The organism is Solidesulfovibrio sp. C21 (assembly GCF_047785625.1).
GTDB lineage: Bacteria > Desulfobacterota > Desulfovibrionia > Desulfovibrionales > Desulfovibrionaceae > Solidesulfovibrio.
Map to the genome: position 1 here is coordinate 48,250 of NZ_JBLODY010000003.1, position 20,627 is coordinate 68,876.

A 20,627-nucleotide genomic window follows, 5' to 3' on the forward strand; every position below is an offset into this window, starting at 1 on the left:
GGCTTTCGTCCGTGAACGCAACCGGCCAGGCCGAGGAGTGCGATGAAGTTTCATCACAAGGTCCTCTTTGTCGCTTCGGAGATGTACCCCTTTTCCAAAACCGGCGGGCTTGGGGACGTCATGGGCGCACTGCCCAAGGAACTCAAGCGCCAGGGGGTCAACGTCGCCCTGATCACGCCGTATTACGGCCGGCTCAATACCGCCGACCACCAGTTGCGGCTGATCTATTCCCAATGCCGCGTCGGCTATCCCTGGGCGCCCATCACCGCCGACATCTACACCGCCACCTGCGACGACGTTCCGGTCTATTTCGTCTCGCGGGGCGAATACTTCGACCGCCGCTTCTACTACAACACCCACGATGGCGATTATTTCGACAACTGCGAGCGCTTCATCTTTTTCTGCCGGGCCACCATGGCCTGGGCCAGCCGCCTCGACGGCGCGCCGGCCATTGTCCATGCCCACGACTGGCAGACCGCCCTGGTCCCGGCCTATTTGCGCTATTTGCGCCCGGAAGCGCCGTTTTGGCGCAACACCAAAACCATCATGACCATCCACAACCTGGCTTTCCAGGGCCGGTTCGCCTCGCGGCTGTTCTGGAACTCGGGCCTGCCGCGCGAGGCCTGGAACATGGACGGCGCGGAATTTTGGGGCGATTTCAACCTGCTCAAAGCCGGCATCGCCTATTCCGACATCGTGACCACGGTCAGCCCCACCTACGCCCTGGAAATCCTCTATCCCCAGTTCGGCTGCGGCCTGGAGGGCATTCTGTCCAGCCGTTCCTCGAACCTGCGCGGCATCTTGAACGGCGCGGACTACACCGTCTGGGACCCCATAAACGACCGCTATCTGCCAAGCGCCTACAGTCCCGACGATCTGGCCGGGAAGAAGACCTGCAAGCGCAACCTCGTGGCCGAGCTCGGGATCGACCGCCGGTTCCTCAAGCGGCCCATCCTCGGCTTTATCGGCCGCATCCGCGACCAGAAGGGCGTCGATCTCCTGATCGACATCATGGGACGGCTCATGGAGCAGGACGTGGCCGTGGTGGTCCTTGGCGAAGGAAGCCTGGACTACGAGGCCGTGCTGCTCGACATGATGGAGAGCTATCCCGGGAAACTGGTGGTGCGCATCGGCTACACCGAGGATTTGGCCCACCGCATCCAGGCCGGGTCGGACATCTTCCTTATGCCCTCGCGCTACGAGCCCTGCGGCCTGACCCAGATGTATGCCCTGCGTTTCGGCACGCCACCCGTGGCCACGGCCGTGGGCGGGCTGCGCGACACCATCGTGCCCTGGCCCGATCCCGAGGCCACGGGATTCACCTTCCACGAGCCCGACCCGGAGCTCTTTTTCCAGGCCGTGCGCGACGCCCTGGAACTGTGGGCTCAGCCCGAGGCCTGGCGGGGCATGGTGGTGCGGGCCATGCGGTCGGACTATTCCTGGGAAAAGGCGGCCAAGAACTACATCAGCCTGTACCGGGAACTCGGCGCGGATATTTAAGAGGCGTTGGGAGAGCGCCTCCGGCGTCCTCCTCCTGCCGGGGCCTCGGCGAAGGCGTTGCCACCGCGAGGTCCGTGCACCATATCGCGCCGGATCGCTCCCGGTTCGTCGCCGTCGGCCCCGCATGTACGCCTTGCCGGCCGCCTTGGGCGGGAGAAAAAAGGAGCCCTTGCATGAAAGCCTCCGCCAAGAAGAAGACCAACACGCCGTGCCTGCCCGTGGATATCGGCGAACTCGATATCTACCTCTTCGGCCAGGGCAAGCACTGGGACCTGTACCGCGTGCTCGGCGCCCATGCCCAGGAAGGGCCAAAGGGCCCGGGCTACCGTTTCGCCGTCTGGGCGCCCAATGCCAAGGCCGTGTCCGTGGTCGGGGATTTCAACGACTGGAAGGCCGGCGAACATACGCTGTTTCCGGTTGCGGCCTCGGGCGTCTGGGCCGGTTACATCCCTGGCTTTTCCCACGGGGATCTCTACAAGTTCGCGGTTACCGGGAAATACGGCGACACCGTCTTCAAGACCGATCCCTTCGCCTTTTTTGCCGAGGTGCGCCCCGGCGTGGCCGCTCGGGCCTGGGGCCTGGACGAGTACTCCTGGAACGACGCAGCCTGGATGGACGCCCGGCGGGCCAAGGGACTGCCCATAAACGACGCCATTTCCGTCTATGAAGTCCACCCCGGCTCCTGGCGCTGGAACACGAAGGAATACGGTTCGTTCTACTCCTACCGCGAACTGGCCGAAACCCTCGTGCCCTACGTGCGCGACCTGGGATTTACCCATATCGAGTTCATGCCCCTGGCCGAACATCCCCTGGACGAATCCTGGGGCTACCAGACCGGGCATTATTTCGCCCCGACCTCGCGCTTCGGTACGCCCGAGGACCTGCGCTTTCTGATCGACGCCTGCCATCAGGCCGGCATCGGCGTCATCCTCGATTGGGTTCCCGGCCATTTTCCCAAGGATGCATGGTGCCTGGGCCGCTTCGACGGCACCGGGCTCTACGAGCACGAGGACCCGCGGCAGGGCGAGCATCCGGACTGGGGCACCTACGTCTTCAATTACGGCCGCCACGAGGTGCGCAATTTTCTTTTCTCCAATGCGCTTTACTGGTTCAAGGAATTTCACATCGACGGCCTGCGCCTCGACGCCGTGGCCAGCATGCTCTACCTCGATTACTCCCGGAAGGAAGGGCAGTGGATTCCCAACAAGTTCGGCGGCAAGGAGAACATCGACGCCATCGATTTCCTGCGTGACCTCAATGTCGTGGTCCACGATCATTTTCCCGGCGCGGCCATGATCGCCGAGGAGTCCACCTCCTGGGCCGGCGTGTCCCGGCCGGTCTACACCGGGGGCCTGGGCTTCACCTTCAAGTGGAACATGGGCTGGATGAACGATACGCTCGATTATTTTACCAAGGACCCGGTCTATCGCTCCTACCACCAGAACCAGCTCACCTTCTCCATGCTCTACGCCTTTCACGAGAATTTCATCCTGCCGCTGTCCCACGACGAGGTGACCCACGGAAAGGGGTCGCTCATTGGCAAGATGCCCGGGGATCAATGGCAGCAGATGGCCAACCTGCGCCTTTTCCTCTCGTATATGTGGGCACATCCCGGCAAGAAGCTCCTTTTCATGGGCTGCGAGTTCGGACAGTGGAAAGAGTGGACTTCCCGCGAGGAGCTCGACTGGGTGCTGACCCGGTTTCCCCCGCACCAGGGGGCCATGAACCTCGTGCGGGCGCTCAATACCCTGCATAAGGCCTATCCGGCCATGTACAGCCAGGATAACGACTGGACCGGCTTCGAATGGGTGGACCTGTCCGATTATGCCTCCTCGGTCATCACCTTCCTGCGCAAGGCCCCGGACGGCTCGCAAATCCTGTGGGCCTTCAACTTCACCCCCATCGTGCGCGAGGCCTATACCGTGGGCTGCCGCGTGCCGGGATTCTGGCGCGAAATCTACAACTCCGATTCCACCTACTTCGGGGGCACCGACGCCGGCAACGACGGCGGCGTCACGGCCCGGCCCACCACCTACGGCGGCTGGCCTTACTTCCTGTCCCTCAAACTTCCCCCCCTGGCCGCCGTCGCCTTTACGCCGGAGTAGGGAAGCACTGGGAGGAGGCTTTGCCTCCTCCCAGACCCTCCACCACCGGGGGGAATTTCCCCCGGCCCCCTTTAAGGGGCAACAGGTTTTCGCAGCTTCCTTATTCCTGCATCCTTCATCTTGTCGTGCCCTCGCTATTTCCTTACGTTTCCGTCAGGACAACGGGTCTTCCTCATTTTGCGGAATGGGCCGCATGGGCTGGGCCTGGGAGGGGGGTGGCCGAGGCGAAGGCGTATTCTTCAAATATGCGCCGCCCGCCTCGGGCACACCCCTCCCAGGCCTCCATCTCCATCACCATCACCATCCATTCCGTCATCCCCCCGTCGTTCAAAAGAAAAAATACGGTATACCATGTACAAAACACTCCCCCCCATCCTCATGACCCTGGGCGACGTAAACGGCATCGGGCCGGAACTGATCTGCCGGCTTCTCGCCGCCAAGGCCTACCCGGATCTCCGGCTGGCCCTGATCGGCCCGGAAGCGCCCCTCGTCCACCACTGCCGGCATTTTTCCATCACCCCGTTCTGGACACCCCTGGACCCGGCCAACCCGAGCGCCCTGGCCGATCGCGCGCCCGGCATTTATCTCCTGACGCCGCCGCGTCTGGCCGGGCTTCCGGCCACCCCGGGGAAGGAGACGCCGGCCGGCGGGCTGGCCGCGGGCGAATCCCTGGAATACGCCGTGCCCATCCTGGCCAAGCATCCCGATTGGGGACTCGTTACCGGGCCGCTGTCCAAGGCGGCGCTCAACGAAGCCGGATTCGCCTTTCCGGGGCACACGGAATTTCTGGCCGAGCGTTCGGGCGTGGGGCGCGAGGGCGTGTGCATGCACCTGTGCGGCCCGGTACTGCGGGTCAGCCTCGTCACCACCCATCCGCCCCTGGCCAAAGTGCCGTCCCTGGTCACCTACGACCGGGTGGTGCGCTGTCTGGAACTGACCTGGGACTATGTGAGGCGCCTTGGCGTGGCGGACAAACCCATTGCGGTCTGCGGGCTCAATCCTCATGCCGGGGAGGGGGGACTCCTCGGCCGCGAGGACGAGGACGTGGTGCGTCCCGCCATCATGGCGGCCGTGGCCAAGGGCGTGGGGGCGGTCGGACCGCTGCCGGCGGACACGGTTTTTCACCGGGCGGTCGGCGGGGAATTTTCCGCCATCCTGGCCATGTATCATGACCAGGGGCTGCCGCCGCTCAAGATGCTCCACTTTAGCGAAACGGTGAACGTGACGCTCGGGCTTCCCTTTGTGCGCACCTCGGTCGGGCACGGCACGGCCTTCGATCTGGTGGGCACCGGCCGGGCCGACACCGGTAGCCTGGAAGCCGCCCTCGACCTGGCGATGCGTTTGGTTTGAGAAGAGCTGGGGGAGAACCTTTTTGAAAAAAGGTTCTCCCCCAGACCCCCTCACCAAAAACTTTTCACGGTGACGGTGCGTTTTTCGTCAGCCATTCGTATCATTATAAACTTTAGGAAGGGGAGAGCGCGAGAGGGGAGAACCCTTTCTTGAAAGGGTTTCCCCTCTCGCACCTTCTTCACTTTTCCTATGCTACCACCCATACAGCCAGCCCTTTGGCCGCGTGGATGATCTTGGTCGACACGGAGCCGAAGAGGAATTCTTCCTGTTTGGACACGCCGCGCCGGCCGACCACCACCGTACCGAAGCCGCCTTCCTCGGCCAGGCGCAGGATTTCGAGGGCGATGCTCGTGCCGATGCTGCATTCCATGGATTCCCGCAGCGGCGAGCGGCAGCTTTCCACGAACCGCGTCTCCACCCAGTCGTCGGGGATGCCGACCGCCACCAGCATGGCCTTGGCGTCGAGCAGCGAGGCGCGCATGGCGTCCACACGACGGGCGCATTCCGCCTTCCAGGAGAGGTCGTCCGGGAACAGGTCGCGATCCGGCGGCCGTTCGATGGCCGCCACGGTGACCAGGCGTTTCTGGCCGCCGCCGATCATGGCGGCGGTGTAGGAAACGGCCCGGAGCGAATTGTCCGAGCCGTCGAAGGCGATCAGGATTTTCGTGTCGCGCATGGTGCCTCCGGGAGGTGTTTCCGGCCGTATCGTGGCGGGATGGATTGGGGCTTACGCGTCGAGGGCGTCATGCGCCTTGGTCAGGTCGCGGATGAGGTCCCTGGTCGCGTCGTAAAAGACGTTCGCTCCGAGCGAAAACCGCAGCAGGACGTTGTTGAGCGCATCCGGTATGTACGGAAAGAGCTTTTTAAGGTTCACGATGCGGTTGGCGAACATGATGGAGCAGTCCTCGGGTTCGATCAGTTCGCGCTGGGCCGGGGTGATGGACTGGGTGGTGTGCTGGCCCATGCCCACCAAAAACTGGATGATGTTGCCGAGGCCGAACAGGTCCAGGCCGAAGGGGCTTTCCTGGAAATCGAAGGTGTAGTCGAAGTCGATCCAGACATAGCGGCCCGTGTCGTAGCTGACGTAAAGGTGGTCGCGGCGCACGTCGCCGTGCTTTTCGTTGCGCTCGTGGAGCCAGGCGATGGCCTCGCAGGCCTCGATGAACCGGGCCAGCACGTCGGGGAAAAGGGTGTGGAAATAGTCCCGGTGGGGCATTTCCAGGGCTTCGATCTTTTCGTCCAGGCGTTTGCCGGCCACGACCTCCAGGATGCGCACCGGATTTCCGGCCGTATCCAGGACCGTTTCGCCCTGCATGAAGCGGGGATCGCCGCGCACGAGATCGAGTATGCGCGATTCCTTGCGGGGGCTCCTGGTGCAGGTGACGACCATGGTGCCGATGGTCATGGGAAAGCTCTCGTTGAAAACGAGCTTGAGCAGGTTGCGGTTGCCGGTTTCCAGGTTGCGGCAGCGCTTGACCCAGAATTTGGGGTCTTCCAGGCCGAAGCGGCGTTCGGCCTCGTCGCGCAGGACCAGGAAATGGCGCTCGCCGAGCTTGATCACGTCGCCGGCGCTGATGTTCATGAATTCGGTGGTGTCGGTATAGATCTCGCCGACGTGGCGGGCGGGGAAATCCGGAGCCAGCCTGGCCAGGAGCTCTCGGGCGGATGGGGGCAAGGCGACCTCCCATGGGTGTCGGATCATGGTAATATGCAACAATTTCGGGTGGGGGGCAATGGCCGGGAGAAAGGGCAAAGAAAATGGGCCCTGCGACGTCAGCCGCAAGGCCCTTATTTTCTTGGTGGAGGCGATGGGACTTGAACCCACTACCTACGCGTTGCGAACGCGTCGCTCTCCCAGATGAGCTACGCCCCCATTGGGAAGAAGGTCTATAGGCGCAATCGGGCGGCTGGTCAAGAAATCCTTCCGGGCCCCCGTAAAAATTCAAACCGTCACGCCGCGACTGTTGACCTGTTTTGACGGGTTTGCCACTATGGCTATCTGGAATCCCCCGGAACGATTATGCCTTTTTAGGCCAAGGGGCCGGAGTTTAACATGAAGATCCATCGCGCCGTGCGCATGGAACGCTGTATTGGTTGCCATTCCTGCTCGCTGGCCTGCGCCCGGTTGGTCTACAAGAACCTGTCCTGGAACACCGCCGGCATCCGCATCCGTTCCACGGGCGGCGTGTCCAGCGGCTTCCAGGCCATCCTGTGCCTGGCCTGCGATCCCGCCCCCTGCGCCGCCGCCTGTCCCACCGGAGCCATGGTCCAGCGCAAATCCGGCGGCGGCGTGCTGCTCAAAAAAAACCTGTGCATCCGCTGCGGCGAGTGCGCCAAGGCCTGCCCGGTCGATGCCATCAATATCGACGCCGCCGGCAACCCCAGCGTGTGCATCCACTGCGGCCAGTGCATACCGTATTGTCCCCATGGCTGCCTGGAGCTCGTCGATGCCGAGGCTTCTGCCGCGCCCTGTATGGAGAGCTGCGATGTCGCCAAATGACAACGACAAGGACCTCTTCCGCGTACTCGTCTACGACCTGTCCCAGGGGCGGGGCGATCTGGTCATGGTGCCCGGGCGCGGCTTGTGGATCGGCGGTTCGGGGCTGGCGGCGCTGCTCTATTCCAAATACGGCCTGCCCGGGGAGGCCCCGTTCGATCCGCGCCAGCCGCTCATTTTCGCCATCGGCCCGGCAACAGGCTATTTTCCGCTCATGAGCAAGACCGTGTGCGGCTTCAAATCGCCCTACAATAACAATTACGCCGAGTCCCACGCCGGCGGTCGCTCGGCCCTGGCCTTGCGGTTCGCCGGCCTTGACGCGCTGGTCGTGACGGGCCGGGCTCCGCGCCTGTCGGTGCTGGTGGTCGGCTCGCGGCGCATCGAACTGATCGACGTCCATTTCCTGCGCGGGGCCGACGTCTTCACCACGGGCAAGCTCCTGCGCAAGATCGCCGCCGGTGCCTCCGGCCACCGCTCCATCATGCGCATCGGCCCGGCCGGGGAAAACGGCAGCGCCTACGCCTGCATCAACGTCGACACCTACCGCCATTTCGGCCGGTTGGGGGCCGGGGCGGTCATGGGTGCCAAAAACTGCAAGGCCGTGGTGGTCATGGGCGACGGCGACCTGCCGCTGCCCGAGGACAAAAGCTATCCCAAGCTTTTCAAGGAGATCCACGAGAAAGTCACGGCTTCGGGGATGATGGAAAAGTACCACAACCTCGGCACCCCGGCCAACGTGCTGCCCCTAAACGAACTCAAGTCCCTGCCCTGGCGCAACCTGGCCGCGACGAGCGACCCCGAGGCGGATAAGATCTCGGGCGAGGCCTTTGCGGAAAAGCTCCTCATGCACAACGCCGCCTGTTCCGGCTGCCCGGTGGGCTGCATCCACGTGGGCATGGTGCGGGAGATGTTTTCCGCCTCCCACCGCTTCGCCATCCATCAGGTGGCCTACGACCATGAGCCCAATTTCGCCGCCGGCCCCATGCTCGGCGTCACCGACCCGACCGAGGTGTTGGCCATAAACGACGTGGCCGACCGGCAGGGCCTGGACATCATCTCGGCCGGCGTGGCCCTGGCCTGGGCCGTCGAGGCCACGACCAAGGGACTTATTACCGAAAAGGAAACCGAGGTCAGACTTACGTTCGGCGACGCGGCCGCCTTCAAGCGGGCCATGTGGCTGCTCGGGCACAAGGCCAACGATTTCTACGCCGCCCTTGGCCAGGGGGCGCTGGTCGCGGCTTCCCAGTACGGCGGCGAGGACTTCGCCTGCGTGCTGGGCCAGGAGATGGCCGGCTACGCCACGGGCGAAACCTATTTCGCCTCCCAGACCGTGGCCTTCCGCCATTCCCACCTCGATACCGGGGCCTATTCCTACGACCAGAAGCACAAGGAAAAGGACGTGGACGCGGTGGTCAAATTCCTTGTGGACGACGAACGCGAACGCGTGCTGCTTACCTGTCTTGTGGCCTGCCTGTTCGCCCGGGAAGTCTACAAGCCCGAGGTCGTGGCCGAAGTGCTTTCCTGTCTGGGCCATGGGGAGCTGGCCGCCAACATCGATGCGGCCAGCGAACATGCCAGATGCGAACGTTGGCGACGCAAGATGGAAACCGGCTACGATCCGATCAACACGCACATCCCCAAGCGGTTTTCCGAAATCACCACCTGGAAAGGTCCCGTGGACGCCACCTATATGGAAGCCCTGCGCCAGGGCTACGCCAAGGCGGTGCTGCAATTGGCCGCTCCCGCGCCGGGCGCGTAACAATACCATTGCGATCCCGACAAAACGCGCACGGAGCAGTGCATTTCCCCGACCGATGTGCTAGCGGATCGGTACCGTCGCGTTATTCCCTCGTCGTTTCGCCCGAGGAGGTCCTCCATGGCCGATACCACTGCCGCGTCCCCGAAAAAAAGCGTCGACGACATCCTCAAGGAAGTGGAAACCACTCCGGCCGGCCTGAGTGCCGACGAGGCCTCCAAACGGCTGGCCAAGTTCGGCCCCAATGCCCTGCCGGAAAAAAAGGTCAACCCGCTTTTGCGCTTGTTCGGCTATTTCTGGGGCCCCATCCCCTGGATGATCGAGGCGGCCGCCGTGCTCTCGGCCGTGGTTAGGCACTGGGCCGATCTGGCCATCATTGTGGTGCTGCTCATCTTCAACGCGGCCATCGGCTTTTTCGAGGAGCACAAGGCGGCGGGCACCCTGGCTGCGCTGAAAAATCAGCTGGCGCTCATGGCCCGGGCCTACCGCGACGGCAAGCTTGTCCAGATCGCAGCCGACACGCTCGTGCCGGGTGACGTCATCCGCCTGCGCCTGGGCGACGTGGTGCCGGCCGACGCCTGCTGCCTGGACGGCGATTATTTAAGCGTCGATCAGGCGGCCCTGACCGGCGAATCCCTGCCCGTGGCCAAGAAGGTGGGGGATACGGTCTATTCCGGGTCCGTGGCCAAGCAGGGCGAGATGACGGCCGTGGTGACGGGTACCGGGGCCAACACCTTTTTCGGCAAGACGGCCAAGCTCGTCTCCAGCGCCGGTTCGGTGTCCCATTTTCAGAAAGCCGTCATGACCATCGGCGACTACCTCATTTACCTGACCCTGGCCCTGGTCGCGGTCCTTATTCTGGTCGGCCTCGACCGGGGCGAGAAGGTCCTGGATCTGGTCCAGTTCGCGCTCATTTTGACCGTGGCCGCCATCCCGGTGGCCATGCCGGCGGTGCTCTCCGTGACCATGGCCGTGGGCGCGCTGGCGCTTTCCCGGCTCAAGGCCATCGTCTCGCGCCTGGAGGCCATCGAGGAGATGGCCGGCATGGACATCCTGTGTTCGGACAAGACCGGGACGCTCACCCAGAACAAGCTGACGCTCGGCGAGCCGCTGGTTTTCGCCGCCAAGGACCCGGCCGACCTGATCCTGACCGGCGCGCTGGCCTCCAAGGCCGAGGACAACGACGTCATCGATCTGGCCATTATCCATTCCCTGGTCGATCCAAAATCTCTCGACGCTTATAAGCAGACGGCGTTTACCCCCTTCGATCCGGTGGGCAAGCGCACCGAGGCCACGGTTGCCGACGCCTCGGGCTCGACGTTTAAAGTAACGAAGGGCGCGCCCCAGGTGGTCATGGGCCTTTGCGCTCTGTCCAAGGACGACGCGGCCAAGGCCGACGCCGCCATCGAGGCCCTTGCCGCCAAGGGGTCGCGGACCCTGGGCGTCGCCCGCAAGGACGGGGAGGGGGGCTGGGTCTTTTCCGGCATCCTGCCGCTGTCCGATCCGCCGCGCGAGGATTCGGCGACCACCATCGCCAAGGCCAAGGAGCACGGCATCGCCGTCAAGATGGTCACCGGCGACAACACGGCCATCGGCCGGGAAATTTCCCGTCAGCTCGGCCTTGGCGTCCACATGGTTTCGGCCGGGGAATTCTTCGCCGCCGATGCCGACGTCTCGCGCCTGCCGGGTGATGTCGAACGGCGCATCGAAGAGGCCGACGGCTTTGCCCAGGTCTTTCCCGAGCACAAGTACGGCATCGTGCGTGCCTTGCAGGACCGGGGACACCTTGTCGGCATGACCGGCGACGGCGTCAACGACGCCCCGGCCCTCAAGCAGGCCGACGTCGGCATCGCCGTGTCCGGGGCCACCGACGCCGCCCGGGCCGCCGCCGATCTGGTGCTGACCGCGCCCGGACTCTCCGTCATCGTCTCGGCCGTGGAATACGCCCGGCGCATCTTCGAACGCATGAATTCCTACGCCATCTACCGCATCACCGAGACCATCCGCATCATGTTCTTCGTGGTGCTGGCCATCCTGGTCTACAACTTCTATCCCATCACCGCGGTCATGATCATCCTGCTGGCGCTTTTAAACGACGTGCCGATCATGACCATCGCCTACGACAACACCTATCTCGACCCCAATCCGGTGCGCTGGGACATGCGCCGGGTGCTGACGCTTTCCACGGTGCTCGGCACCATCGGCGTCATCGAAACCTTCGGGCTGCTCATTCTCGCCAAGACCTACCTCAAACTCGATCTGGCCCAGATACAGTCCTTCGTCTTTTTAAAGCTCGCCGTGGCCGGGCACCTGACCCTTTTCGTCGCCCGCACGCGAAAGCCTTTCTGGGCCGCGCCCTATCCCGCGCCGGCCATGATCTGGTCGGCCGTTGCCACCAAGGCGTTGGCCACGGCCTGCGTGGGCCTCGGTTGGTTCGTGGCCGCCGTGCCCTGGGAGTACGTGGGCCTCATCTGGGGATACTGCCTTGTCTGGCTTTTCATCGAGGATTGGGCCAAACTCGTGGTATACGGTCACTTGGCCCTGGATCGCCCGCATCACAGACGTTTTCTGGGCCGGGCCAACCGGCTGCTGCATCCGCATGCGGCCAGGATGGCGTCCCGTTAACCGACGTATTCGTCCCAAGGAGCTTTCGCCATGCCGCTTATGACCGAATTGCCCGCCCATGCGGCCCTGGTCAGACACCACGCCACGGTCAAGGACCTGCACATGCGGGACCTCTTTGCCGCCGATCCCGACCGATTCGCCAAGTTTTCGCTGCGTCTGGGGGATATCCTGTTCGACTACTCCAAAAACAGGATCACGGCGGAAACCATGGCGCTGCTTTTCGACCTGGCCCGGCAGGCCGGGGTCGAAGCGCGGCGCGACGCCATGTTTTCCGGCGAGAAGATCAACCGCACCGAGGACCGGGCCGTGCTGCACGTGGCCCTGCGCAACCGGTCCAATCGGCCGATTTACGTCGACGGCGCGGACGTCATGCCCGAGGTGAACCGGGTCCTCGGGCAGATGCGCGATTTCTGCGCCAAGGTGCACTCCGGAGCCTGGACGGGCTACACCGGGAAAAAGATCACCGACGTGGTCAATATCGGCATCGGCGGCTCGGACCTGGGCCCGCAGATGGCGACGCTGGCCCTGGCCCATTACGCCGTGCCCGGCATCACCGCCCATTTCGTGTCCAATGTGGACGGCACGCATCTGGCCGAGACCTTCAAGCGCATTTCGCCCGAGACAACGCTGTTCATCATCGCCTCCAAGACCTTCACCACCCTCGAGACCATGGCCAACGCCCACACGGCCCGGGACTGGTTCCTGGCGACAGCGGGGGACGAGGCGGCCGTGGCCAGGCATTTCGTGGCCCTTTCCACCAACGCCGGGGCCGTGGCCAAATTCGGCATCGACACGGCCAACATGTTCGCTTTCTGGGACTGGGTCGGCGGGCGCTATTCGCTGTGGTCGGCCATCGGCCTGTCCATCGCCCTGGCTGTGGGGTTCGACAACTACGAGGCCATGCTGGAAGGGGCGTTCGTCGCGGACGAGCATTTCCGCAACACGCCGCTCAATGAAAATATCCCGGTCGTCATGGGGCTTGTCGGGATCTGGTACAACAACTTCTTTGGCGCCCAGACCCAGGCCATCCTGCCCTATGACCAGTACCTGACGCGGTTTGCCGCCTATTTTCAGCAGGGCGACATGGAAAGCGACGGCAAGTCCGTGGCCACCGACGGCCGCTTCGTGCCGTACTCCACCGGCCCGATCATCTGGGGCGAGCCCGGCACCAACGGCCAGCATGCCTTTTACCAGCTCATCCACCAGGGCACGAAGCTCATCCCCTGCGACTTCCTGGCTGCCGCCACAAGCCACAATCCGCTCGGCCGGCACCAGGACATGCTGCTGTCGAATTTCTTCGCCCAGACCGAGGCGCTCATGCGCGGCAAGACCGAGGAGGAGGCCAAAGCGGAGCTGGCCAACAAGGGTTACGACGCCGATCGCCTCGAACTGCTTTCCCGGGCCAAGTCCTTTTCCGGCAACCGGCCGACCAACTCGTTTCTCTACAAGACCCTCGATCCCAAGACCCTCGGCACGCTCATCGCGCTCTACGAGCACAAGATCTTCACCCAGGGCACTATCTGGGACATCAACTCCTACGACCAGATGGGCGTGGAACTGGGCAAGGTGTTGGCCGGAACCCTTCTCAAGGAACTCGAGAACAACGCCCCGGTCGCCTCCCACGACTGCTCCACCAACGCGCTTGTTAATTACTACAAGCAGTTAAGAAGTTAAGAAAAGGAAACGTGCGAGAGGGGAAACCCTTTGAAAAGGATTCTCCCCTCTCGCGCTCTCCCCTTCCTAAACTTTATAGCTATACGAAGGGGTGACGCATAACATCCCGTCACCACTAAAGTCTTTTGAAAGGGGGCCTGGGGGAAAACTTTTCTTCAGAAAAGTTTTCCCCCAGTGCCTTTTGCATCATCGGGCGCGAGGCAGGCTTCGCCGCAGACGTCCAGGTAGTCGTCCACAGCTTCCCGGAAAGCGTCCATGAGCGCTTCCGGGGTCTCGCCATGAAAGGTCACCACGTCGCGGATGCCGGCGATGTGGCCGTGCAGCTCGCCGTCTTCTTCGGCGCATTCCAGACAATAGCCCTTGTAGGTCGTATAGCAGGTATCGTCGCCCATCATGCTGTCTCCTGATCTTGCCCGGCCATGCCGGCCCGGATGAGAAATTCCCGGACATCGACGGCGCAGCCCTTGCCGAGCACGTTTTCGGGATGGGGGCGGTGGAAAAAGCCCTTGACCCCGCCGAGCAGGAAACGGACGCGCGAGCCGGCGGTTTTCTGGCGTCGGGGGAGTTCCCGGCCGCCGAGGGCCCGTATCAGCGCGATGACCTCGTTCCAGGCGATGTCGCTTCGCGGCGGAGCGGTGAAAAGCGCCTGCCAGGTGCGCAGCCGCACGCTGTTGAGCTTGATGACGGGGAGCGGCGTCGGCGATGGCGGTGGACTGGGGGGCATGGCGCAAAAATGACCGGGGGGCCGACCGGCGTCAAGGGGTGGCCGGGCGTCCTTTGAGGAACCAGCCGATCAGCCGGGCCAGTTCCGCCGGGTCCTGGTATTGGAGCCAGTGCCCGGCGTTTTCCATGCGCACGAGGCGGCTGCTGGGAAGTTGCCGGGCCAGGGCGGCGCTTTCCCCGGGCGGCGTGACCCAGTCCTCGTCGCCGACCACCAGCAATACCGGTGCCTTGAGGGCGGAAATCCGGCCGGTGAAACCGGGCCAGGACGCCAGGGCCTCGCGCTCCCCGACCAGGGTCGTGGCCGGAATGGGAGTCGTTTGGCGGGGTAGGCGGGAAAGCGCTTCGGGATGGGCCTCCCGCCAGGGTTTGGGGAAAAGGCTGTTCCGAAAGGCCTCGGGCGTCATGGCGCTCATGCGCGCAACCGATTTTACCACCGTCTCCGGGGAAAAGGCCGCGCCGAGGCAGGCCACCCTGCCCACGCGTTCCGGATGGGCCAGGGCCAGCTCCAGGGCGGCGACCGCGCCCATGGACCAGCCGAGGACATCCGCCTTGGGGATGGCCAGGGCGCTGAGGAGTCCGGCGGCAACGTCGGCCAGACGGCGCATGGTGAAAGGCGCGGCCAGGGCGGTGGAACGCCCGACGCCCGGGTAATCGCACAGGATGAGCCGTCGCCCGGCGGCCAGGTCGCGCACGAGGGTCCCGTCCCAGCTGTCCATGGAGCAGGCGTAGCCGGTCAAAAGCAGCAGCGGCGGCCCGCTGCCTATGGTCTTGTAGGCGACGACGCCGTCCCCGACCCGGGCCAGCCGGGTCGGCAGGCCGGCCACGGCGAAATCCGGCCGGGAGGTTGCGGACAGGGGGGCGGCATGCGCCGACGCGGCAAAAAACAAGAGCGCCCCCACGAGCATAACGAGCGGGGTCGCCTGGCGACAAAACCGGGATCGGGGATAGGGCATGGGAGAGGGATAGCAGGCCGGCGCGCCCGCAACAAGTCGGCGCGATCGGGCGTCGGGGACCCTGGCCTATGCGGGTTCCATAGCCAGCGCGTGTTCGAGGGAGGCGACGAGGCGATCATCGAGCCCGGTCAGAGCGGCCTCGCCGGCCTGGACGAAGCGCTGGTTCACTTCCAACTCGATGCCCAGGTAGCCTTCGCCGAAACGGCGGCGAAGCGCCGTGGTCAGGCCGTCCGCCGTGCCTCGATACGGGTAGTTTCGGCGCAACAACAGACCGGGGTCAAGGCTGGCCAGCGCACGCCTCCAGTCGAGGCAAAAGGCTTTTTCGGCCGTCCGCCCGGGGGCGTAGAGAAAGGCGACATCACAACGCCGGGTCACGCCGGCCAGGCGCGGGGTGAAGCTGTGGCTGGCGATGTGGAGCACGGTCTTGCCTTGCTCGCGCAGCCCGGCCACGGCTGCCGTCACCGCCTGCCGGTGGGGCTGGTAGTGCTCCGCCAGGATGTTTTTTTTGACTGCGGCGGGGAGGGGCTTGGTGATCTCGGAAAAAAGCCCGGGGTGGCCGATCGAGCGGTTGAGGTCCACCACCAGCCGGCTGGTGGTGGCCGCGAAAAGCGGCGCGTCGCAAGCAGCGGCCAGGGCGCCCGCCGTGACCAGCGCCCCGGCGTCGAAGCCCCGGTGGGAGACGAGCAGGTCCCGCCAGTGCGCGAAAAACGGCGCATACTCCGGCGGCACGGCGTTGCCGCCGTGCTCACAGGAAATAAGGAGCGCCCAGGATGCCGGCATTGAAGGGCTCGTTTGCGGCCAGACAGTCGCACAGCTCCCCGTACGTCCGCTTCACGGCCGCGTGCCGGTAATCGCCGTCCACGGCGGCCAGGATCCGCCGGGCCAGACTCGACTGGTCGACGAGCACGGCCAGCGGCTTTTCCCAATCCGGGTCGAAATCCATGGCCGGAAGCGAACTGAAAGCCAGCCGCCGCCAGATGACGCGGGCCGGAATGCTCGACGGGGCGTAGACCCCGAACAGCCGGGCGTACTCCTCGGGGACCACGGTGCGGCCGGCATTGGCGATGGTCTGGTTGAAAATGGCCGCCAACTCCCGGGTGGAAAGGGCCTTTTGCTCCTCGTAGCTGGACCAGCGCTCCTCCACCAGCCCCTTGAGTGCCGCCGTCACCACGCCGGCCAGGGCCAGATCGGCGGCCGGACATTCCTGGGTGTCGAGGACCCGAATTTCGATGGTCGAGCGGTCGAAGCGGGCGATGGCTCCCCGGGCGTTTAAAAACTCGTCGCGCAGCACGCCCTTGGGGTCGAGCGGCGCGATGTCGCGGTACATGGGGGCCAGGATCCTGTCGCGGTATTCCTGTTCGGAAAAGACCGGCTCGGGGATGACCACGCCCATGACCGAGGGCACGCGGGCGGCGTTTTTGGAGTACTGCTCCATGCGGGCGTCGAGGAAGCCGGTGAACTGCCCGTTTAAAATGGGCGTGGAAGCGGCCAGGGCCGGCATGATGGGCAGGAGCGCGCGGATGGCGGCGTGGAGCCGGCCGAATTCCTCGTCGCCGCGAAAGGGCAGGTTGATGTGCATGCTTTGCAGGTTCGACCAGCCGTGCCCCTTGCAATTGAAGGCGGCGTCGAAGGCCTGGTAGACCTCGCTGTAGGCATGGGGCCAAAGCTGCGTTTCCGCAAGCGGGTCCATGAAGGGGTGCGCACCCGTAGGCATGAGACGTCCGCCCATGGGGGCAAGCAGGGCGTCGGCCACGGCGATGTTTTCGGCAAAGGCGGCGGCCAGCCCGGAAAGGCTCTTGGCCGGCTTTGACACCTTCATCTCGAGCACGTGGTTGACCAGTTCGTTGGACCAGGTGATTTCGCCCATGTCCACGTCGGAGGCCTTTTCCTCCTTGGCGGCGGCGGCAAGCAGCTTGTCGGCCACGGGCAGCACGGCAAGCGTCTCCCGGTCCACGATCATGTATTCGATTTCAATCCCGTAGGCGGAAAAAAGGGGTTTGGCCCGGCTCATATGTTGAGGCTCCCGGTTTTGCGCAGTTCGATACGCTTGAGAAAGACTTCCACCACACGCAGATACAGTTCGTCCTGGAGCACCTCGTCCTCGTATCCCGCGTCGATATTGGGGTTGTCGTTGACTTCGATGACGTACACCTTGTCCCCGACCTGCTTGAGGTCCACGCCGTAGAGCCCGTCGCCGATGGCGTCGGCGGCCTTGAGCGCGGCGGAGATGACCTTTCTGGGGACCTTGCCCACGGGCAGGGTTTCCACCCGGCCGTAAATGTCCCTGCCGCTTTTATCCTTGCTTAAAATTTGCCAATGCCCGGAGGCCATGTAGTACTTGCAGGCGAAAAGGGGGCGCCTGTCAAGGATGCCGATGCGCCAGTCGAAATCCGAGGGCAGGTATTCCTGGGCGATGACCAGGTCGGATTTGGCCAGAAAACGCCTGGCCTCGGCCATCATGACGTCGGATTCCCGGGCCAGGACCACGCCCTGGGAAAAGGCGCTGTCCGGCTGCTTGAGCACACAGGGCAGGGACAGTTCCTCCAGGATGTGATCCAGGTTCTTGCAATGGGCGATGACCGTGCGCGGGGCCGGGATTTTATGCCGGGCCAGCACCTCGGCCAGGTAGACCTTGTTGGAGCAGCGCAGGATGGATTCCGGGTCGTCGATGACCACGAGCCCCTCGGCCACGGCCTTTCTCGCCATGCGGTAGGTGTGGTGGTCGACGTTGGTGGTTTCGCGGATGAAAAGCGCGTCGAATTCCGACAGGCGGTTGGAGTCGTCCTTGGTGATGAGTTCCACCCCGACGCCGAGCGTCTCGGCCGCCTTGACGAACCGCTTGATGGCGCGGGCGTTCGAGGGCGGGCGGGTCTCCTCGGGATCCTGCAGGATGGCCAAGTCGTAGCGGGAGACCGGACGCTTGGGAATGATGAGCTTTTTGCCGGCGAAGTACTCCGTGGATACGGATTCGGCGAAATCGCGCTCCTCGGGGGGGATGTCCTTGACCGACAGCGGCGAGACGTTCTGGAGTTGCCAGCCGTTTTGGAAGTTCACGTCGGCCCGCAGCAGGGGCGAGGGAAAGAGTTTGAAGAGCCTGGAAGCGAGTTGCTCCAGCCCCTTTGTCGGCGTCTTGCCGAAGTAGGCGGAGAAGCTGACCTTGCCGGGCCCGCGATCGGCCAGCGCCTTGGTCAGCACGTCTTCCAGCTCGCCCGAGGCCACCCGGATGATGCCCACGGACTTCATGTCCTGGATGGCGGTGATGGAAGGAATGGGCTTGTGGCCGCGCGCCTCGGCCAGAAGCGACACGTAATAGCCCATGGACTGGTAACGGTAGGAACGGCAGATATTGATGATCTTGACACCGCGCAGGCCGGTGAAGGTTTCGTCGGTCAGGTAGGCCCTGGCCGCCACCGGCTCCACGCCGGAAAAGACCAGGGAACAGTCTTCGGGGTTCTCGATGACCACCAGAACGGACACGGGGGGTAAGCTCCTTTGCCGTCACTTGGGACGGCCGCGTTTTTTGGGGGAAAGCACGAGCAGGTTGGCGTCGCAGGTGATGATGCCGAGCATGACGGCGCAGACGAGGTGGTTGAGTGTCACTTCGTAATACTGGCTCTGGCTTATGGGATTGGGCAGCAGCGGATCGGCGATGTGGGTCGAGCGCTGCTTGACGTCGTAGCCGTTTATCACCACGAAATGGCCGGCCGGTTCGCCGCGCACATCGTCGTAGATCAGGGTCCCGCTTTCGTCGCGCTCGCGCGCGGTGCGGTAGAGGTAGGTGGCGGAAAGCCCGGCCAGAATCGGCCGGTCGCGTTTGAGGATGGCGCGGATAAGCCCCGCCGTCAGGTCCTCGAAACGGATGACGCCGCCCAGTTCCAGAAATTCGAGGCAGGCGTCGGTGGTGGCGGTCAGCCGCCGGCCTTTTTTGAACTTGCGCTGCCGTTTGAGCTTGCCCGGCAGGTCCACGTGCGCGCCGTCAAACCAGGTGCTGTCGAAGACGGTCAGATCGAAGGTGTAAATCTTTGCCGCATAGCCACGGGCCAGGGCATGGCAACCGAGGTAGGCAGCCAGGGTGCCGCCGCCGGGCAGGGTTTTCACCTCGCGGATGACGGTATCGAGCGGCATGGCGTCGCCGTAGTAGCGGTAGATGGCCTCCAGGCAGGTGGGCCCGCAGGTGGTGTCGTCGGGTTGGGCGGCGATGGGAATAGCGAGTGTGGATTCCACGGCTTAGCCCCCTATCACGGCCCAAAACGCTTGGCCATGGGCCTGAGGACGGAAATTCTCGTTTAAAGAAGGTATTCCGGTGTGTTATGGGAAAAAACGGGCTGGGGCGTCGGGACAAATGCGGCGGGGCAACAAGAGCGGCCGGGGAGCAAGGGGGGAACTCCCGCTGCGGCGCGCGCCGGGGCCTGTCCGGGACCGAGGGCTATTCGACGTGGATTTCCTCTTCCTTGACGATCTGGAAGGCCTTGTTGGACTTGACCAGCCCCGGGATGCCCCGGAACTTGCGCACGCCCTGGACCTCGGCCTCGAGCAGGGCGTCCACGTCGTTGTCGAGCATGATGATGTCGCCGGGTTTGAGCGAAAGGAGCTGGCGGCCGGTGATCTGGGACCGGCCGAAGCGCACCAGCATCTCCACCGGCGTTTCCATGAGCCGCTCCTTGAACCGGGCGATCCAGGCATGGTCCACTTCCAGGCGCTCGGTCTGGAAGGAGGCGTACAGCTTGGTGCGGATGGGCTCGATGGTGGCGTAGGGCAGGCAGACGATCAGCGACCCGATGGCGTTTTCGAGCTCCACCTCGAAGGTGACCACGATGACCACGTCGCTTGGCGGCACGATGGCGGCGAACTGGGGATTGACCTCGCTGCGCACGAGTTCGATGTGGACCTCATGCACCGGCTGCCAGGATTCCTCCATGTTTTCCAAGGCGATGCGCACCACACGGTTGATGATGGCCTGCTCGATGGGGGTGAAGTCGCGGCCCTCGATCTTGGGCTGGGAGCCGGCCCCGCCGAAAAAGCTCTCCACCATGGCAAAGACTAGCCGCGAGTCGACAACGAGGATGGCGTTGCCGCGCAGGGGGTCGAGCTTGAAGATGTTGATGGAGGTGGGCACGGGCAGCGACCGCATGAAGTCCCCGAATTTCGACATGTCGATGGAAATGGGGTTGACGTCGGCGCGCTTGCGCATGGCGTTGGCCATGGCGTTGGAGGCGAGCCGGGCGAAGCGGTCGTTGATGATTTCCAGAACCGGCATGCGGCCCCGGATGATGCGGTCCTGGTTGGACAGGTCGAAGACCACGACCCCGGAGTCGTCTTCCAGGATGTCGTTTTCCGCCTCGATTTCGCCGCCGGAGAGTCCCCGCAGCAGCGCATCGACTTCGTCCTGATCCAGAATCTTGCTCATGTACCTACCTTTCGGCGTGCCGTGTGGAAACTATAGA

The 20,627-nt window shown here is 64.0% G+C and carries 17 protein-coding genes and 1 tRNA gene; 7 read left to right on the forward strand and 11 right to left on the reverse strand.

All coding sequences use genetic code 11. From position 1 onward, the window contains the following. Positions 1 to 42: 42 nt before the first annotated feature. The 3 genes from glgA to pdxA all read left to right on the forward strand — a co-directional run bounded on the left by glgA (position 43) and on the right by pdxA (position 4,955). The gene (glgA, locus tag ACMZ6R_RS01640; RefSeq protein ID WP_416109000.1) at positions 43 to 1,500 is read left to right on the forward strand and encodes a glycogen synthase GlgA; all 1,458 of its coding nucleotides are present in this window, start codon (positions 43 to 45) and stop codon (positions 1,498 to 1,500) included. Positions 1,501 to 1,673: 173 nt separating this feature from the next. Continuing rightward, positions 1,674 to 3,605: a 1,4-alpha-glucan branching protein GlgB gene (gene glgB, locus ACMZ6R_RS01645; RefSeq protein ID WP_416109001.1), complete on the forward strand. Its 1,932-nt coding sequence runs from the start codon at positions 1,674 to 1,676 to the stop codon at positions 3,603 to 3,605. A gap of 351 nt (positions 3,606 to 3,956) precedes the next feature. Next, positions 3,957 to 4,955, forward strand: a complete 999-nt coding sequence (gene pdxA / locus ACMZ6R_RS01650) for a 4-hydroxythreonine-4-phosphate dehydrogenase PdxA (RefSeq protein ID WP_416109003.1) — start codon at positions 3,957 to 3,959, stop codon at positions 4,953 to 4,955. A gap of 187 nt (positions 4,956 to 5,142) precedes the next feature. Here the strand turns inward: pdxA and ACMZ6R_RS01655 are convergent, their stop codons facing one another. The 3 genes from ACMZ6R_RS01655 to ACMZ6R_RS01665 all read right to left on the reverse strand — a co-directional run bounded on the left by ACMZ6R_RS01655 (position 5,143) and on the right by ACMZ6R_RS01665 (position 6,828). Beyond that, on the reverse strand, positions 5,143 to 5,631 hold the full coding sequence (locus tag ACMZ6R_RS01655; RefSeq protein ID WP_416109004.1) for a universal stress protein: 489 nt from the start codon (positions 5,629 to 5,631) through the stop codon (positions 5,143 to 5,145). Between the two features lie 51 nt (positions 5,632 to 5,682). Then, positions 5,683 to 6,630, reverse strand: a complete 948-nt coding sequence (locus ACMZ6R_RS01660) for a serine/threonine protein kinase (RefSeq protein WP_416109005.1) — start codon at positions 6,628 to 6,630, stop codon at positions 5,683 to 5,685. Positions 6,631 to 6,752: 122 nt separating this feature from the next. Then, a tRNA-Ala gene (locus ACMZ6R_RS01665) sits at positions 6,753 to 6,828 on the reverse strand. Between the two features lie 180 nt (positions 6,829 to 7,008). Here ACMZ6R_RS01665 and ACMZ6R_RS01670 point away from each other — a divergent pair. The 4 genes from ACMZ6R_RS01670 (at position 7,009) to pgi (ending at position 13,507) form a co-directional block, all read left to right on the forward strand. Then, on the forward strand, positions 7,009 to 7,455 hold the full coding sequence (locus ACMZ6R_RS01670; protein ID WP_416109007.1) for a 4Fe-4S dicluster domain-containing protein: 447 nt from the start codon (positions 7,009 to 7,011) through the stop codon (positions 7,453 to 7,455). After that, a complete protein-coding gene (locus ACMZ6R_RS01675) occupies positions 7,442 to 9,211 on the forward strand; it encodes an aldehyde ferredoxin oxidoreductase N-terminal domain-containing protein (protein ID WP_416109009.1) in 1,770 nt (589 codons plus the stop codon). Before ACMZ6R_RS01670 ends, ACMZ6R_RS01675 begins: the two co-directional genes overlap by 14 nt. 117 nt (positions 9,212 to 9,328) lie before the next feature. Beyond that, entirely contained in the window at positions 9,329 to 11,833 is a 2,505-nt protein-coding gene (locus ACMZ6R_RS01680; protein WP_416109011.1) for a plasma-membrane proton-efflux P-type ATPase, read from the forward strand. 30 nt (positions 11,834 to 11,863) lie between these two features. Further along, on the forward strand, positions 11,864 to 13,507 hold the full coding sequence (pgi, locus tag ACMZ6R_RS01685) for a glucose-6-phosphate isomerase (protein WP_416109013.1): 1,644 nt from the start codon (positions 11,864 to 11,866) through the stop codon (positions 13,505 to 13,507). 155 nt (positions 13,508 to 13,662) lie between these two features. On the opposite strand, the gene ACMZ6R_RS01690 is transcribed toward pgi, so the two are convergent. From ACMZ6R_RS01690 to fliM, 8 genes are all read right to left on the reverse strand, one after another. Continuing rightward, positions 13,663 to 13,902, reverse strand: coding sequence for a hypothetical protein (locus ACMZ6R_RS01690; RefSeq protein ID WP_416109014.1), 240 nt, complete (start codon positions 13,900 to 13,902; stop codon positions 13,663 to 13,665). Next, complete coding sequence (locus ACMZ6R_RS01695) at positions 13,899 to 14,231, reverse strand: type II toxin-antitoxin system HicA family toxin (protein WP_416109015.1); 333 nt, start codon at positions 14,229 to 14,231, stop codon at positions 13,899 to 13,901. The genes ACMZ6R_RS01690 and ACMZ6R_RS01695 overlap by 4 nt, the downstream gene beginning before the upstream one ends. Before the next feature lie 31 nt (positions 14,232 to 14,262). Further along, complete coding sequence (locus tag ACMZ6R_RS01700) at positions 14,263 to 15,117, reverse strand: alpha/beta fold hydrolase (protein ID WP_416109017.1); 855 nt, start codon at positions 15,115 to 15,117, stop codon at positions 14,263 to 14,265. A gap of 132 nt (positions 15,118 to 15,249) precedes the next feature. Further along, complete coding sequence (locus ACMZ6R_RS01705; protein WP_416109019.1) at positions 15,250 to 15,963, reverse strand: N-formylglutamate amidohydrolase; 714 nt, start codon at positions 15,961 to 15,963, stop codon at positions 15,250 to 15,252. After that, the gene (locus ACMZ6R_RS01710) at positions 15,929 to 17,194 is read right to left on the reverse strand and encodes a carboxylate-amine ligase (RefSeq protein WP_416109021.1); all 1,266 of its coding nucleotides are present in this window, start codon (positions 17,192 to 17,194) and stop codon (positions 15,929 to 15,931) included. The genes ACMZ6R_RS01705 and ACMZ6R_RS01710 overlap by 35 nt, the downstream gene beginning before the upstream one ends. Then, positions 17,191 to 18,660, reverse strand: a complete 1,470-nt coding sequence (locus tag ACMZ6R_RS01715) for a RimK family protein (protein WP_416109023.1) — start codon at positions 18,658 to 18,660, stop codon at positions 17,191 to 17,193. The genes ACMZ6R_RS01710 and ACMZ6R_RS01715 overlap by 4 nt, the downstream gene beginning before the upstream one ends. A gap of 21 nt (positions 18,661 to 18,681) precedes the next feature. Further along, positions 18,682 to 19,407: a cysteine peptidase family C39 domain-containing protein gene (locus tag ACMZ6R_RS01720; RefSeq protein WP_416109025.1), complete on the reverse strand. Its 726-nt coding sequence runs from the start codon at positions 19,405 to 19,407 to the stop codon at positions 18,682 to 18,684. A gap of 202 nt (positions 19,408 to 19,609) precedes the next feature. Then, positions 19,610 to 20,590 carry a flagellar motor switch protein FliM gene (gene fliM, locus ACMZ6R_RS01725; RefSeq protein ID WP_416109026.1) on the reverse strand — a complete coding sequence of 327 codons (981 nt, stop codon included), beginning with the start codon at positions 20,588 to 20,590 and terminating at the stop codon, positions 19,610 to 19,612. Between the last annotated feature and the right edge of the window lie 37 nt (positions 20,591 to 20,627).

Excerpts from the sequence above, each read along its gene's own strand:
- ACMZ6R_RS01655 (WP_416109004.1), bottom strand. The coding sequence starts at position 5,631 with ATGCGCGACACGAAAATCCTGATCGCCTTCGACGGCTCGGACAATTCG.
- fliM (WP_416109026.1), bottom strand. The coding sequence starts at position 20,590 with ATGAGCAAGATTCTGGATCAGGACGAAGTCGATGCGCTGCTGCGGGGA.
- ACMZ6R_RS01695 (WP_416109015.1), bottom strand. The coding sequence starts at position 14,231 with ATGCCCCCCAGTCCACCGCCATCGCCGACGCCGCTCCCCGTCATCAAG.
- ACMZ6R_RS01710 (WP_416109021.1), bottom strand. The coding sequence starts at position 17,194 with ATGAGCCGGGCCAAACCCCTTTTTTCCGCCTACGGGATTGAAATCGAA.
- pdxA (WP_416109003.1), top strand. The coding sequence starts at position 3,957 with ATGTACAAAACACTCCCCCCCATCCTCATGACCCTGGGCGACGTAAAC.
- glgA (WP_416109000.1), top strand. The coding sequence starts at position 43 with ATGAAGTTTCATCACAAGGTCCTCTTTGTCGCTTCGGAGATGTACCCC.
- ACMZ6R_RS01705 (WP_416109019.1), bottom strand. The coding sequence starts at position 15,963 with ATGCCGGCATCCTGGGCGCTCCTTATTTCCTGTGAGCACGGCGGCAAC.
- glgB (WP_416109001.1), top strand. The coding sequence starts at position 1,674 with ATGAAAGCCTCCGCCAAGAAGAAGACCAACACGCCGTGCCTGCCCGTG.
- pgi (WP_416109013.1), top strand. The coding sequence starts at position 11,864 with ATGCCGCTTATGACCGAATTGCCCGCCCATGCGGCCCTGGTCAGACAC.
- ACMZ6R_RS01680 (WP_416109011.1), top strand. The coding sequence starts at position 9,329 with ATGGCCGATACCACTGCCGCGTCCCCGAAAAAAAGCGTCGACGACATC.
- ACMZ6R_RS01675 (WP_416109009.1), top strand. The coding sequence starts at position 7,442 with ATGTCGCCAAATGACAACGACAAGGACCTCTTCCGCGTACTCGTCTAC.
- ACMZ6R_RS01670 (WP_416109007.1), top strand. The coding sequence starts at position 7,009 with ATGAAGATCCATCGCGCCGTGCGCATGGAACGCTGTATTGGTTGCCAT.
- ACMZ6R_RS01690 (WP_416109014.1), bottom strand. The coding sequence starts at position 13,902 with ATGATGGGCGACGATACCTGCTATACGACCTACAAGGGCTATTGTCTG.